Raw genomic sequence first — 15,890 nt, 5'->3', positions numbered from 1 at the left:
AACGAAATGATAGTAATTGAAAGAAAGATTTATCAAAAGCCCCAGTGCAACATCATTTGCACAGAGACAGAAGCCCTATTGGTTCATGCCAGTGGTAATGCAGGAAAGATTAACCCTGGCACAACTGTGGGCGATGCAAAGCACAACTTTTTTAACGATGAAGAAGAAGACCAAGAAGAGACTTCTTGGGATAGTACAGAAAACTATTAAGAATTATCAGAAAGGAAAACGAAATGAATAAGTTTATGAAGAGAACGACTATCGGTTCAGTAATGCGAGGTATATGTTACGGCTTCGCAGCTTTATTGTTTGCTGCCAGCTGTGCGAATGATGACGTTGCACAGGGAGAAAAGCAGAAGAATAGTAACATCCCTACTGAGGCAACTGTCTTTACTGGCACTTCTCAAACAGAAGTCACAACCCGCACAGCGATTCTTAATCATACAAAGGGTTCTGGTGCTTCCGTTAATTGGAGTAGTACGGACAAGATATGGGTAAAAGATGATGGAGGTATGTGGCAGCAGAGTGGAACTGTGACATTCCTCTCTACTGCTGAAAAAGCAAAAGGAATGTTTGCTCTTTCTGGTACTTATACAGGTGCTACACACGATATTCTTTATACAAACAAGACTGTTTCTGGAATACAACCACAAGTTGAGATTAAGTCAGAACAAACACAATCTGCTCCAAACAACTTTGACCATGCAGGCGAATCGGGAGATTGTGGAATAGCTACAGCTAACAAAATAGGCAATGTTTACAAATTCACCCTTAATCACAAGGCTGCCTATCTCTGTTTTATTCCACGTTCAAGCAATGCATACGTAAATCGTAGTAAGCTGATTAAGATTGAAATTATGAGTGACGACAATATTGCAGGAACTTACAACATAGCGGCTAACGGTACACTTACCCTTGCTTCTGGTGGTTCAAAGACGATTACTGTAACCACAGGTTCAGGTTTTGTAATAGACAACTCTGCTGATGATATGAGCAAGAATGCTACCTATGCAGTCATTGCTCCTGGTACACATACTTTCCGCATTCGTTACTGGCTTCGTAATACAACTGATAATCCAAGTGGAGCAATAGATGGAACGGTATCAAAGATAGTTACGCTTAATTGCACTGCTGGCTCGATTCATGATATAACGGCTAACCTTGATCCACATGATTACGATGGCAATAATTACTATATGTGGGATGCTCAGCAGCAATATTGGTATGGTTACGAATGGACAAAGAATTTGGCAGGAAACACAGACCAACCAACACAAAACAATAGGAGTTCTTCAAACTACCCCAAGAACAAGGATGACTCACGTTACTACCACGAGGGCAGCGGTTCACCTTTCAACGCTACTCGCACATCATGTAAAGACCTTCCCAACGTGAACCAGATGACATGGTACGCAAAAGAGGGCGATCCTCGTTGGGATGCAGATGAGTTATGGACAACTATGGGTCATTTATATAAAGGTGGTATGTGGTTTAAGAAGAAGTCTGTATTACAGGTAGAGCATCATTACGACACCGAGAAATCTGTCGACGGCACAGATTGGCGAACAACAGACAAAGAGCAAAGTTGGTCTGTATCTCAGACTCTTCCTTCCGCCGCTGACGCAGACAAATACTTTTACCTGCCCGCCTTGGGTTGCTACCGCTCTGGTCAGCTGTACAACGTTGGCAACACCGGCGACTATTGGTCGTCAAGTGCTCAGCCATCGAGCAGCGGCAACGCGTTCAGCCTGAACTTCGACAGTAACCACGTCTACGTTCACATCAACAACCGCACCGACGGGTTCAGGGTCGACGGGTTCAAGTAGTCCTAAAAGCCCCACCCCGACCCTCCCCGAACCAACGGTCACTGACCGAAGGGAAGTAAAGGGGAGGGAGCCTAACTGGATAAAGTAGGGTGAGAGACATTGAAATATCCAACCCGTTGCAAGAAAATTTCTAACCCGTTAGAATTTTCTCGCTAACACGTTCCCCGTAAATTTCTAACAGGTTAGAAATTTTCTTCCGACCCATTAGAAATTTTACTCTGACCTAATATGCGTTTTAAACCTCCGCATCGTGCGGATTTTCAAAGCTTTGCGGAGGTTTTTATTTCTTTTGAATAGTGAACAAACACGCTTTGATTGAGCTTATCAAACTGGGTAAAAAAGAAACTAATGAAAAACGTGTTGCTGCAAAGTGCAGCACAAGTAAGTAATAACTAATAAAATCTTAAACACAATGAAAATCAAATTGATTGAAAGAAGAAAACCAGGCACCAAGACAGGTCCTGGAAAGTTTTATGCAAGTCCTGTGAACGTGGGGAAGAAGACCCTGCGGGATATTGCGCATGACATTGCGGGGCGTTCTTCGCTCACACGTGGTGACATCGAAAACGTGCTGGCGAACTTTATGGATTGTCTGCCTCATTATCTTCGTGACGGCTTTAGCGTGCAGTTAGGAGAATTTGGCACAATGCGCCTGACACTTTCAAGCGAAGGAACTGCGACGGAAAAGGCGTTTAAGACCGAGACAATTAAGCCACGTGTAACATTTACGCCAGGCGTGGAACTAAAAGCGGCTCTGCGTGATAACTCGTATGAGACGGTGAGAAAGACAGAAGAGGCAGGGAAAGACAAGAAGAAAAAGGAAAAGAAAGAAGAGGGAAATGGACCAGTACCAGACACCGTCTAACCCTCACTGAACGCGAAAGTATTTATACGCCTAATTGAAAAGAAAAGATTTGAAAACAAACTCGGTTTTGAAAGATTTTGAATTAATGATTTTTTTCATGTTTTTGAGATATGCCCTTGATGTGATATCAATAGCAATACTTGGTAATTTAATTTTCATTTTCTTGCCCCTGTCACCACTCTTGGTGTTGAGGGGCAAGTTTTTTGTTCGTTGGCACCTTTATGCTTTTCTCAAATATATTAAAGCATTTAGCCTGTGTTTATCTAAACAAAGTGAAGTTCACACTACCATAGCTTCTATGTTCAATGAAGTGCGGGTGAGCGGAGAAATCATTGTTCTTACCATGTTCAAAGACAAGTAGTCCATCTTCTTTTAATAAGTCATATTGGAAGATGAGGTTAGGAATGGTCTCCAACTCTGGCAATGCGTATGGAGGGTCGGCAAAGATTAGGTCGAACTTCTGATGACAACTCTTTAAGAAACGGAACACATCTCCTTTTATCAGTATATTTTCCTCTGTGCCAAGCTTTTCCATACATTGACTGATAAAGCGAGCATGGTCACGGTCTTTCTCTACGCTTATCACTTGTTGGCAACCACGTGATAAGAGTTCTAAGGATATACTACCCGTACCAGCAAAGAGGTCGAGTGCAGTTGCTTCTTCCCAATCCACGTAAGCATTGATAACGTTAAAGATATTCTCTTTAGCAAAGTCTGTTGTAGGACGTGCCTTGAAGGTACGTGGAATATCAAAGTGTCTGCCTTTATATTTTCCTGTTATGATTCGCATAGTTTCTTTTTTAGGAGTGAAGGAGTTAAGGAGTTATATGGAGTTAAGACATTAGTCTCTATGGGAGATGTGTGAACTTAATTCACTCTATATTTTAATTCCAATCTTCTTCTTTTATTCCAGATAGATAGTTTTCATGTCGTAGGGAATATCTGTACGTTTAGCCAACTGGCTATTATTGAAGTAAACCTCCTGATTGATAACCCTACAGAACTTCAAATGTTGTTTTACTTTATCAATGAGCCAGTCTTGGTAATGTATATCACCGACAATATATAACTCATCTTTCTCTACATCCATTCCTGTTAGCTTCCATATATAAAGGAGGTAATACAAAGCATCATGCTCATTGGTTGCTTCGTATGAATTACTGAAGCGGAATCTGTTTTGTTGAAAACTGAAAACCTCCATACGCTTCTCGTGGAAATAAGCATAAAGTTTTCTGCGTGGACCAGCATAAGAACGACGATAGAGATGCGTCCATACCGACTGCATAAGCGGTTGTAGACGAATGTCCTTGAAATGGTCGTCGATAACGAGCTTGAGGTCTTTGTTAATCGCAAAGACAGCAATCGCATTCAAATCAGGCAGAATACTTGATAAAATCTCCTCGTTACCTTGTCTATGGTAGGTGTGATGATAGAGTGTTTCAATATCCTGTGTACCAAAGTCGTCAATAGGCATAAGCATAACAGGGGTATCAATCTCTGCTAACAAACGTTTGTATCCACTCTGCAGCAATTCAGAAACCTTGAAGGCTTCACGCAGATTGGCAGCAACTGAGATACCCATATTCATCTCGTAAGGTTCATAAACGAGCATACCATTCTCCTGTGGGTCGCCCACCGCAAAAGCCATGTTGTTCCTGCTAAATCTGATTGTAAGTCGCAGTTTCTTATCGGATATGTTGTTATCAATCTCTGTCATTGTGGAAGTCGTATAACTTTTTATTGTTTGCAAACTTACACAAAAAAATCCGATTACGCTTGTTTTCCTATTGACAAATATCATCTTATAGGTGATTAGTAAGTATTAAAAAGGGGAAAACAGCTGTTGATACCTAAAAAAGCTATAACTTTGCACTCGCTTATTACATGCAATAACTATTTAACCGTCCATAGCAATGGTAGTGTTGAATAATAACTATTTCACATGGCAAGACAGTTTTTTGTTATCTTTGGATGCTTAGCATTGGGAGAATTTGTTGTTTGGGCTACAGGAATTAAACTGCCGTCCAGTATCATTGGTATGCTCCTTCTCACGCTTTTCCTAAGGTTGGGGTGGGTGAAGTTAGGATGGGTAAAGCAGCTTTCAGAACTTCTGATAGCCAACCTTGGTTTCTTCTTTGTACCACCAGGGGTGGCACTTATCCTCTATCTTGACCTTATTAAGGCGCAATGGTTTCCTATTGTCACCGCCACTGTTGTCAGCACACTCTTAGTTCTTGTTGTCACAGGACAGATGCACCAACTTGTCATAAAGTTTGAACGTAGACTGATGGCAATGGACTTACTTCATCATCGTGCGCATGCACAGAAGATGAAGAAGGCTTTGGAAGAAGCTGAAGAGTTTGAAGCGATGGAAGAAGCGGAGGAAATAGAAATAAACAAAGCTTTGCACGGACAAGATACACTAACTAAAACGGAGGATGAATAATGAATTCATGGGATGAAACAATTGGTCAAACCATTGACCTTATACAGGATGGCAGAGATATCTTCTCTAACCAGTATGTTATTTTGGCATTGACCTTTGCAGCCTTCTTTTATATTCGTCGTCTGCAGCAACGTACAGGCTGGATGCTGCTCAACCCTATCTTGATAGCAATTGTGCTTATTATCATCTACCTCAAGATAACAGGTGTTTCTTTTGCGGTTTATAAACAAGATGCGCAGCTGATAGACTTTTGGCTTAAACCGGCGGTTGTTGCCTTAGGAGTACCACTTTATCTTCAGCTTGATGCTATTAAACGCCTGTGGTTCCCAATTGTGATGTCACAGCTTGTGGGTTGTTTAGTGGGTGTCGTGAGTGTTGTTTTTGTAGCCAAACTTTGTGGTGCCCCAGACATCATTATACTCTCAATGGCAAGTAAATCTGTCACAACACCTATTGCTATGGAGGTGACACAGAGTCTTGGCGGAATTCCTTCTCTTACTGCAGCTGTGGTGGTTATCACAGGTATTATTGGTGCTTTAGTAGGCTTTAAGACGTTGTCCTATGGTCATGTAAATAGCCCTATCGCACAAGGTCTCTCTATGGGTGCTGCTTCTCATGCTGTGGGTGCATCAACAGCGATGGCATATAGTAGTAAGTATGGTGCTTTTGCGAGTTTAGGTATTACGCTCAATGGTATTTTTACAGCTCTGCTTACGCCAACCATATTACGCCTGATGGGGGTTATTTAGGGAGCTTTGTGTTATAGCGTGATAAAGTCTACTAACGTAAGAAGGATTTTATACACACTATTCCGCAAATAATTTTAATTTCGTTTTGCTGTCACATTTAACATTTCATGTAATCATACTGTTACATAATAAGTTAACTAATGAATTAGGGTGACAGTAGTGACAGCAAAATTGTTTTTACTGGGAAATGCTTTGGTTCTTCCGTTAAATACATAGATAGGAAACTGAATAAAGGCTTATTGCTTACATGGTATGACTTTCCTGGATCAATGGTCTAACAAAGGGGACATAGTATGTAGGAAAGACAAACACATATTATACCTATCATTACCATATCTCTCCGTATTCTACAAACAACTTATCCCTATACTAACCAATATTACAATACCCTATACTTGGTTATCAATCATTTATAAAGTTGATACTACACAAAGCATCCCGAAAGTTTATGAAAAATATTTTTGCTGGTTAACTTGGGATAATAAGAGGCAAAAGTTACATCTGCGAAAAGCTAACTGCGACATTCACAGAAAACGGAATGTCGCAATTAATCAAAGGAGTGTTCTACCCAGTAGCAGACTAAATGTTTGAGAAAAGGTTGTAGTGATGCAACCTTTTTGCGTGTTTACTGGGTAAGAAAGACTCTCCAGCTTCCATCTTTCTCACCACGCTCCACATACTTTTTAGAAAGCAGTTTATCCAACAGTTTTTGGATAGCTGACACACTAATACCTGTTTCCTCTTTCATGTCGTTCAGAGTCAACGTAGGCTGTGTGCGCATGGCGTTCAATATTTTGGTGTAGTTAGGCGAGCGGAAAGAAATTCTTTCGCCGTCATACCACCAAATATTTTCATTCTTTTCGCTGATGAAGAGCACATCATTATAAACCTCTGTTGCCACAAGCTCATTGAAATATTTGAGGAATGGACGAATATCGCCAATGTTGGCGTGTGCTCCGTCGCTCGGCACAGGGCCGACTTCAAGGTCAGACTGATGCAACGCTTCCAGATACTCGCTCTTCTTGCGGCTGCGCACAACAATCATCGGATAATTGTGGCGTGTGAGAATGAAGTTGATCATCAAACGGGCGATACGTCCATTGCCATCCTCAAAGGGGTGAATGCGTATATAACGATAGTGGAACAATGCCGCCAGTTCGATAGCTGAAAGTTCCCCTTTCTTCTCGGCTTCATTGTACCAATTCACCAAGTCAAACATCAGCCCCGGCGTTTCTTCGGGCGAAGCGTACTCAAAGCGGTCGCCATACCTTGTTATCACACTATTGGGGCGCGTCTTATACTGACCTGCGTGTATCACATAATTTGTCTGCACACCACCAGGCAGATTGCGGTAAATGGTGTAGTTTTCACGAAGCAGTGTTCTGTGCAGTGTACGGATGAAGTTTTGTGTCAAAGGCTTTTCTTTGACAGCAGCCTCTTCTGTCATCATTTGCAGCCCCACGTTGCTTGCCGTCATCTCGTGCACGTCCCTTATGTCAGCCTCGCCAATCACCTTGCCGAATAGCAGAAGAATCTCGGTCTGACCATAAGTCAGTGTGTTGCCCTCAATGTGGTTGCTATTATAGTTGAAGTCCACGGTGAAGCGGCGGCTGAGCCTATCCCTGTCCTTCTCTGACAATGGCTGAATATCGCGCCAAGCAGCCAATGCCTTCTTTATATTTAGATACTTCATACAGACATATTTATTTTAAATACATCGCAAAATTATGAAAAATGTTTGAGAAAAGGTTGTAATGTTACAACCTTTTTGTTGAATTTTACTGTTTTTGGTCTTTTCGTATATAATATAAGCCGTTAGTTTATCGTCTAAATGTTAGGTCGTGTGGAATTTATACACACTATTCCACGAATAATTTTAATTTCGTTTTGCTGTCACATTTAACATTTCGTGTAATCCTACTGTTACATAATAAGTTAACTAATGAATTAGGGTGACAGTAGTGACAGCAAAATTGGTTTTACTGGGCAATGCTTTGTAATCGACATACTGTGTTAGAGTATGCAGAGACTGTTAACCCAAATCGGTAGGAAACTATACTATAGTAAGAATTATAGTTTATGTTTAATGACTTTTTATGACTTTTCTGTTAAATGCGTAGATGTTTTTCGTATAGCGTTAATGGAAGAATCGAATTTATGGTTCTATAACGTTTCATGTGGGTAATAGGTTTTGATTAGTTCGTAATATAACATATTACTACAATAAAGTTTTCAGTTTTAGAATATCTTTCATACTCTCTTTTTGCTAATAAAACTCATGAGTTCGAAAATCTAAGGTCTGTCTATGAATGTAACAGAAATTATACTATGCAAGTTCCTAAATCTACCTGCACGAAACGTTACAGAGCAAAAAATCCGATGCCTATATCTCCAAGAATATGAAAGGCGGAGGCTGTAAGTTTTTTGTAATTAACCACTATTTTTTCCTTTTTCTTGACACAACTTTAGTAAATATATACTATCTTTGTACCCAAGCAAGATGAAAAGCCAAACAAAGGTTAACTTCATAAGTATTACTACCTGACACTAAGGTTTGAGAGTATCTTAATATTTATCTTTGTAAGTTAAGTCATATGGATAGAATGTATTTGATTAAAGAACTTTCTTTTCTGTTGAAGGTTTCGAACGTTAAAATTAATAGAAGTCTTTTGATAAAAGAACTCCTGTCTGATCCATGCTATCCTAGTTTGGTGTCGATCTCGAAGACGCTAAATTTTTTTGGTGTTGAAAATGAATCCTATATTGTTGACATAGATCATTTGTCAAGTCTCAAAAATGTTATTGTTCATACCACAGATGAGAATGGTCATTTTTATGTATTAAAAGGATGCTGCAAAGATGATGTATACCTATATGATGGCAGTGACAAAACTATTTCTAAATCAGAGTTTCTATCTATTTGGAATGGTGTTACTCTAAAAATAAACAGGGTACATCAAGATTATTACCCATCTAATAATCATACTCTGAGCATTTTTTTTGCGACTTTATTCTTATTGGTAGTTAGTAGTATCTCTATTCTTCAAGATAAAATGATTCAGGCTCTTTTTTTTCTGAACATTATAGGGCTGGCGCTTGCAGGCACTTTACTTAAGAAGCAGATGTACAACTATGATACAATTCCTTTTTGTATGAGGGGAACTAAGTTTGATTGTAAATATGTTTCTGACCGAAATCCATTTAGGCGCTGGATTCCATTCGATTTGCCTGTTTTAGGATTATTCTTTTTCATTTTTTGCATAAGCTATTTAATGCTAACTCAATACACAAATTTTATCTTATGGACAGTTAACTTTGTTGCTGTTATTATCATGCTTATACTAACATGTTACCAATTGTTCATGATTCGCAAATATTGTGTGTATTGCTTGAGTATAACAATAATAGTAATGATAAAGATTTTCCTGCTAAAGCCATCATTAGCAACAATAAGACTAGTTACATTTCCGAACTTAATATGTGCATTTTCATTAGCAGTTCTTTTGAGCATAATAATTTATAAATTTGCATATGCTGATAGTATCTTAGATGAAAAGGAGATTGAATTATTAAGATTAAAACGAAATAAAATAATTATGTCTGAGTGTTTCTCTAAAAAACACTTGGGAAATCCTATTAGCGATATGATGGAGTTTGGTAATAAAAATGCCGACATAGTTATCACAACCTTCATTAGCCTGCATTGCACTCATTGCTGGAATGTTGTGAACGATGTCATAAATTTATTAACACAATTCCCTAAACGCTTCCTTTGGAGAGTTGTAATAGATGGGGTATATCACCCTGCTATGCCTGAAGATGTATTTGCTAAAATCAATGCTCGTCAACTAAATCTGTTAAGACTATATCACCAAGACAAGAAACAGTGTATGAAAGCATTAAGGGGATGGAATATTATGAGAAATAATATTAAAGACGCATATTTAATAGCCGCTTATAGGCATCAGCTTGAAATGCTCCAAAGTGAAAATATTAGTCATTATCCTCATATCTGGGTAAACGATTATATTTTTCCAAAAGAATATACTATAAAAGATTTACTGTGTATGCAAGATGAGATTATTAAACTTGGATAAAATATAACTGCATGTTGTCGAAGGCATAGCTACCCTTTTGCTCACATGGAGTATATAGAGGAAATAGCCTAATTCCTCTTTAAATATCATGGTACCTTAGAGTCGACATTTGGTATACATGGTTTAGGAATATTACTAACATTAATTTTTTGAATATGAAAAAGTTAGAACTATCGCAAATGATGAGTATTTTGGGAGGTCAAGTATCTGATTGCAAGGCTGTTCAAGCTTTAGCTTGTGCTCTTTCTGAGAAGGTGGCTACTGAAGAAGAGTGGGAGGAATGGTGTGGTCTTTATGACAAATACTGTTAATGTCTATAATCGTACTTAATATTAATATTTGCATAGGGGAGTTCCCCTATGCAAATTAATAAATAATTATTATGAAATTATACTCTTTCTGTATCACATTCATGTTGTCACTGCTTAGTTGCTTTGGACAAGAGACACATATCATTGAACCGAGCATTCTCGAAATCAGTTATCACACAAAGTATCTTAACAGTTATGATGACTATGCACTTAGGATAGGGAAAAATGTAAGTGAATACTTTAGCTATCATACTTTGCGCTTCGATTCCTTAGGAAGCAACCCTGAGACAGCTTTGGCGATAATTAATGAAAAGATAAAAGCTGCTCGCAATAATAATAAGACTATTCCGACAGTAAAAAGTCCTAATAGTCGTGATTATCTTTACAGAAATCTTGAAGACGGAAAAATGACAACTTACACACAGGTCTGGGACTCTTATTATAAGATAACAGAAGACATACCCACACCAAAATGGTCTATTCACGAAGACAGTACACGAAGTGTCATAGGCTTTAATTGTACGATGGCGACCACCCATTTCCGTGGACGAGACTGGAAGGTATGGTTCAGTGAGGAGATTCCTTTACCGCTTGGTCCGTGGAAATTAGGTGGACTACCAGGTTTAATCTTAGCTGCACATTGCGATGGCTATTTAGACATAATTGCTAGTAGCATTAAAAGAGAACAATTGTCACCTGTCAAGTTTTATAATTTCTGGGAGAAAAAGTATAAGGATATAGACCGGCTCTCTTATTTAAAAAAGGCTTCAGACCCTACGATCTATCCAAAGAATACAACCTTTATTCCCAAAATGGAGTTAGAATAAGACATTACTAATGAAGAAATATATTACCTTATGTTTGCTTATCCTACTTGTACAGTCAATAAGTGCACAGAGGATAGTGGAAGGTGTCGTTACTGACGTAGGAGGACACCCTGTGTCTGCAGCTATTATCAAGACTATAGATGCCATCACAAAAAAGACATTACATTTTTGTCAGACAGATACAAAGGGGAAGTTTACCATTACAGCACAAGAAGGTAATATTCTATCTATTTCAGCAATAAGCTATAAAAAGCAGGAACTAAAGGTTACAATGGATATGCCTGCACAGCATATTACATTAGAGGAAGATACGAAAACGTTATCGGAGATAACGGTGAAAGCAAAACCAATTAAGATAAAAGGCGATACGATTCAGTATCTACTCACAACCTATAAAAAGAAGGAGACCGAACATTGGCTGATGTTCTTGCGCGTGTCCCTGGTTTTGAGGTGAACAAAGAGAATGGCGAGATACAATATGAGGGAAAGTCTATCAGCAACTTCTATATAGAAGGTATGGATCTGATGGGAGGAAAATATGGCTTGGCAACAAAGTCATTGCCTCAAGATGATGTCGCAACAGTAGAAGTAATGAAGCATCATCAACCTATCCGTGTGTTAGATGATTTTACTTATTCTGACGATAACGCTATCAATATCAGAATGAAACAAGGAGCTAAGGCACGCTGGATGACGACCTATAGCGGTGGTATAGGATTAAAAAGTCATGGAGGATTGGGGAATTTTGAAACCTTTGCCATGCGTCTGAAACCTTCTTTTCAGACAATTCTCACCTATAAGACAAATAATATAGGTAAGAATATAAGGAGAGAGACGGACAAACTTTTAAGTTTTGATGAGCTACAAAGTCCCTTGACACCTATGCTCTCACTTCCTTCTCCGTCGACTCTATTGCTCAAAGGACGTTCATTATTTAACCGCTCACATGCTGTTAGTTTGAATGCACTACAGCGTATAGACGAAAATTCTCAAGTAAACGTACAGATTACATTTGTCAATGACCGCAATGAAGCTACCTCTTTGCGCCATTCAGACTTTTATACGAATAGCGGCATAAAGACAATAGAAAACAGAAAACAGTATTTGGAGAAAAGTAATGACCTCTTTGCAAAGATCAAATACGAGAATAACGCTAAAAATCATTATCTTAAAAATGAGCTTTCTGGTGACTTTTCTTGGAACAAACAATGGCTGAATGAACAGGGGACAAATCCGCACACGATGATGGGGAACTTGCCAGTTTATACGCTAAAGGACAATTTTAGTATCATGAAGAAATATGGCAAACGCCTTGTTACTCTGCAATCAAAGAATATAATGGATATACGTCCGCAACAACTATATGTCGATTCGCTGGTGCAGTCTATTAATCAACATTACTATGAAACGAATACGGACGTAAGAGGAAGTCTTAGAATAGGTAGATTTATTCTATCAGGACAAATAGGAGTAAATGCAGGAGAACACCGCTTCACTTCTGATTTAGTAGGAGTTCCAGATAGTATCGGACTGCTGATGGGTAAAAGTAGTTTTACCTTTGCGAGATTCTATGCCACACCAAGCGTAGAATATATAGTGAGAGACTTAGACTTTATGTTATCGGGGGATATGTCGTACAATCATTATAAGTATAGTTTAGATAATGGTCAGTCTAAAGTCTTATTCTCCCCTAACCTCCGTATAAGATGGAAAGCCACAGCAACATGGACTTTCTCGGCTGATGCATCTATTAATACAATGCAGATAAACGCTGCCCAATTTTATCCAACTTTGGTACTGCAAGATTATCAATATATGAATAAAGGTCTGGGAGGCTATAATCTAAACAAAGAGAAAAGCGTAGGAATAGGAGTTGTTTATAGCGATGCTCTGAAAGGTACTTCTATACGATTACGCATAACAAAGTCGTTTGGAAACTCTCCTTATACATCAACCCAAGATTATGTGGGCAACTATATCGTAGAATCACTGACACAAGGAGACACGAAGTACAATAGCTGGAATATGTTCCTAATGGCTTCGCAAGGAATAGGCTTCTTGAAAGGAAAGCTAAATGTAAAGGCTTTATATAATGCCATGAATAGTTATATGGTACAGAATAGCCAACGAATGCCTTACGACACAAAGAACTTAAATATAACCTCTAACCTTGATATAGGTTTAATAAAGGGTGTAGATTTAAATTATAAACTTACTTATGGCTTTCACCAGATGAAGATGCCTGCTTTCGGGAAAACGTCTAATCTAAATAGTTGGAAGCATGAGGGAAGCCTTAGAATACCTCTTTGTAAGGTTTTAAGTTTGGAAACTTTGACGGAATACTATCATAACGAGATAGCACAAAAGGAGTTTAAGGATATGTTCTTTCAAGACTTCACTTTGATATTCAAAGCCAAACACTTCGACCTGAGTCTTGCTTGGAATAATGTCTTTAATAATAAAAGCTATAGCTATGGAATTAATAATACTCTTTCAAGTAGCTTTAGTAATCAAGACATTAGAGGAAGAGAACTGATGCTTAGTTTCTATTATAAACCTTGATGTCCATTGTTTATGCAATTTCCACTTTATCGACAACGTGACTCTCTGCTTTGTGGTATAACTAGTTTGCAAATGATTTGTAAATACTATAGGGCTTGTCTAACACCTGATTATCTCCAAAAACTTTGTCAAGAAGGAACAGAAGGGATTTCTTTGGCAACGCTTAAATTTGGAGCTGAACATTTGGGGTTTAAATGTTTGTGTGGACTTTCTGATTTGGAAGAATTATCCAAATCACTTCCTTGTATTCTCCACTGGAACCAAAACCACTTTGTAGTACTGTACAAGGTTAAGAAGGGAAAGACATTCTACATTGCAGACCCCGGGAAAGGACTTATCAAGTACAACCTTGAGGAGTTTAAGAAGCACTGGGTAAGTACACAATCGGGTGGTGAGGAAAAAGGCATTGCCATGTTCTTGGAACCCACACCTGCGTTTTATGAGAAAAAGATAGAAGAAGAACTGAAAGAGGAACGCTCGTTTAAGTTCCTCTTTGGTTACATCAAGCAATATCGCAAATACTTCGGGCAGATTGTCTTGGGCTTGCTCGTGGGTAGCCTGTTACAACTCATTCTACCTTTCCTCACTCAATCCATCGTGGATGTGGGCATCAAAAACCAAAATATTGGCTTTATATGGCTGATACTCTTAGGACAACTGATGCTCACGGTTAGCCGTACTGCCATCGACTTTATCCGTCGTTGGCTCTTACTACATATCTCTTTGCGTATCAATATTTCTTTAGTAAGCGACTTTTTCATCAAACTTTTGAAGCTGCCAATGTCGTTCTTCGATACCAAATTGATGGGCGACCTTATGCAACGCATGGGCGACCACAGTAGGGTGAACACGTTTCTGACGCAACAGACGCTCAGTATCGTATTCTCACTCTTCACCTTTGTGGTGTTCAGCATCGTACTGCTATCCTATAATTGGCTTATCTTTGCCATTTTCATGCTCGGCAGCCTGCTTTATGGCGGTTGGCTTGCTCTCTTCCTAAGACGTAGAAAGGTTCTCGACTACGAACTTTTGAGCAACAAGCTATCAACAACAATAAAACTTACGAGTTTATCACCTCCATGCAGGAAATAAAGCTCCAAGACTGTGAACAGCGAAGACGCTGGGAATGGGAAGACGTGCAGGCAGACCTTTTTGGGGTGCAGATGAAATCCCTCAAACTCCAGCAGACACAGGAGGCAGGCGGCATCTTCATCAATGAACTAAAGAACATCGTCATCACGGTGGTGGCAGCAACAGCCGTCATTCACGGACAACTCACACTGGGTATGATGCTTGCCGTACAGTACATCATAGGTCAGCTTAACTCGCCCGTGGAACAGCTGATGAGTTTCTTCTACTCCATACAAGATGTAAAGATAAGCCTTGAACGCATCAACGAAATCCACCGTATGGACGATGAGAACGGAAAGCAAGGATTGGAAACCTCTGTGAAAGAAGAGGATAAGGGCATAGACCTTGAAAACGTAAACTTCAAATACGACCCACACGCACTGAAAACCATCATTGATGATGTAAGCCTCACAATCCCCAAAGGTAAGGTAACTGCCATTGTCGGAGCGTCGGGTAGCGGAAAGACCACCCTCATCAAACTTATGTTGGGCTATTATCCCGTATTGGAAGGGCAAATCACCATTGGCGGAACAGGTGTAAATACGCTCAATAAGAAGTGGTGGCGCAGACAATGTGGTGTTGTTATGCAGGACGGTGTGATATTCTCAGAGTCGATAGCTCGCAATATAGCCGTAGATGATAATGAGATAGATAAACAGCGATTGCAGACGGCTGCAGAGATTGCTTGTATTCACGATTATGTAATGGGACTGCCCTTAAAATACAACACCAAGATAGGTCGCGATGGTGTGGGATTGAGTCAGGGACAGAAACAGCGCATACTGATAGCAAGAGCAGTATATAAGAATCCCGACTACATTTTCCTTGATGAAGCCACCAACTCGCTTGATGCCAACAACGAGCGTATGATTGTGGAACATCTGGATGAGTTCTACAAAGGTAAGACGGTGGTTATCGTAGCGCACCGATTAAGTACGGTGAAGAATGCTGATCAAATAGTGGTATTGGATAAAGGCAAGGTGGTAGAAATTGGCAACCACGAAGCACTCACGGCAAAGCGAGGTGCATACTATAACCTTGTAAAGAATCAATTGGAATTGGGCAACTAACAGCAG

Annotated in this window: 13 protein-coding genes and 1 pseudogene; 11 read left to right on the top strand and 3 right to left on the bottom strand. The window is 39.4% G+C overall.

Annotation, left to right across the window (positions count from 1 at the left end):
• Positions 1-6: 6 nt before the first annotated feature.
• From J5A56_RS12860 to J5A56_RS12850, 3 genes are all read left to right on the top strand, one after another.
• Complete coding sequence (locus tag J5A56_RS12860; protein WP_081691305.1) at positions 7-210, top strand: hypothetical protein; 204 nt, start codon at positions 7-9, stop codon at positions 208-210.
• 23 nt (positions 211-233) lie between these two features.
• Positions 234-1,826, top strand: a complete 1,593-nt coding sequence (locus tag J5A56_RS12855; protein ID WP_021672693.1) for a hypothetical protein — start codon at positions 234-236, stop codon at positions 1,824-1,826.
• A 412-nt stretch (positions 1,827-2,238) separates the two neighbouring features.
• Positions 2,239-2,691, top strand: coding sequence for an HU family DNA-binding protein (locus J5A56_RS12850; RefSeq protein WP_021672694.1), 453 nt, complete (start codon positions 2,239-2,241; stop codon positions 2,689-2,691).
• A 259-nt stretch (positions 2,692-2,950) separates the two neighbouring features.
• Here the strand turns inward: J5A56_RS12850 and rsmD are convergent, their stop codons facing one another.
• Positions 2,951-3,481, bottom strand: coding sequence for a 16S rRNA (guanine(966)-N(2))-methyltransferase RsmD (gene rsmD, locus J5A56_RS12845; protein WP_021672695.1), 531 nt, complete (start codon positions 3,479-3,481; stop codon positions 2,951-2,953).
• Between the two features lie 114 nt (positions 3,482-3,595).
• Complete coding sequence (locus tag J5A56_RS12840; protein WP_021672696.1) at positions 3,596-4,408, bottom strand: DUF3822 family protein; 813 nt, start codon at positions 4,406-4,408, stop codon at positions 3,596-3,598.
• A 225-nt stretch (positions 4,409-4,633) separates the two neighbouring features.
• Here J5A56_RS12840 and J5A56_RS12835 point away from each other — a divergent pair, with 225 nt between their 5' ends.
• Positions 4,634-5,137, top strand: a complete 504-nt coding sequence (locus J5A56_RS12835; RefSeq protein ID WP_021672697.1) for a CidA/LrgA family protein — start codon at positions 4,634-4,636, stop codon at positions 5,135-5,137.
• Complete coding sequence (locus tag J5A56_RS12830; RefSeq protein WP_021672698.1) at positions 5,137-5,886, top strand: LrgB family protein; 750 nt, start codon at positions 5,137-5,139, stop codon at positions 5,884-5,886. The genes J5A56_RS12835 and J5A56_RS12830 overlap by 1 nt, the downstream gene beginning before the upstream one ends.
• Positions 5,887-6,511: 625 nt before the next feature.
• Here the strand turns inward: J5A56_RS12830 and J5A56_RS12825 are convergent.
• On the bottom strand, positions 6,512-7,579 hold the full coding sequence (locus J5A56_RS12825; RefSeq protein ID WP_021672699.1) for a Fic family protein: 1,068 nt from the start codon (positions 7,577-7,579) through the stop codon (positions 6,512-6,514).
• Between the two features lie 901 nt (positions 7,580-8,480).
• Here J5A56_RS12825 and J5A56_RS12820 point away from each other — a divergent pair.
• The 6 genes and pseudogenes from J5A56_RS12820 to J5A56_RS12800 all read left to right on the top strand — a co-directional run bounded on the left by J5A56_RS12820 (position 8,481) and on the right by J5A56_RS12800 (position 15,884).
• The gene (locus J5A56_RS12820) at positions 8,481-9,983 is read left to right on the top strand and encodes a cysteine peptidase family C39 domain-containing protein (RefSeq protein WP_021672700.1); all 1,503 of its coding nucleotides are present in this window, start codon (positions 8,481-8,483) and stop codon (positions 9,981-9,983) included.
• Between the two features lie 155 nt (positions 9,984-10,138).
• Positions 10,139-10,294, top strand: coding sequence for a hypothetical protein (locus J5A56_RS12815; protein ID WP_021672701.1), 156 nt, complete (start codon positions 10,139-10,141; stop codon positions 10,292-10,294).
• A 71-nt stretch (positions 10,295-10,365) separates the two neighbouring features.
• Positions 10,366-11,121 carry a GLPGLI family protein gene (locus J5A56_RS12810; RefSeq protein ID WP_211815561.1) on the top strand — a complete coding sequence of 252 codons (756 nt, stop codon included), beginning with the start codon at positions 10,366-10,368 and terminating at the stop codon, positions 11,119-11,121.
• Positions 11,122-11,131: 10 nt separating this feature from the next.
• Positions 11,132-11,575 (top strand): carboxypeptidase-like regulatory domain-containing protein, encoded by a 444-nt coding sequence (locus J5A56_RS13695; RefSeq protein ID WP_249112123.1) that lies wholly within the window; start codon positions 11,132-11,134, stop codon positions 11,573-11,575.
• Positions 11,536-13,683, top strand: a complete 2,148-nt coding sequence (locus J5A56_RS12805) for a hypothetical protein (protein WP_249112121.1) — start codon at positions 11,536-11,538, stop codon at positions 13,681-13,683. The genes J5A56_RS13695 and J5A56_RS12805 overlap by 40 nt, the downstream gene beginning before the upstream one ends.
• A 12-nt stretch (positions 13,684-13,695) precedes the next feature.
• Positions 13,696-15,884: pseudogene (locus tag J5A56_RS12800) on the top strand (peptidase domain-containing ABC transporter).
• Positions 15,885-15,890: the final 6 nt, after the last annotated feature.

The organism is Prevotella melaninogenica (assembly GCF_018128065.1).
Lineage (GTDB): Bacteria > Bacteroidota > Bacteroidia > Bacteroidales > Bacteroidaceae > Prevotella.
The sequence above is the reverse complement of the archived record's forward strand: the minus strand, read 5'-3'. Positions and strand labels throughout refer to the sequence as shown.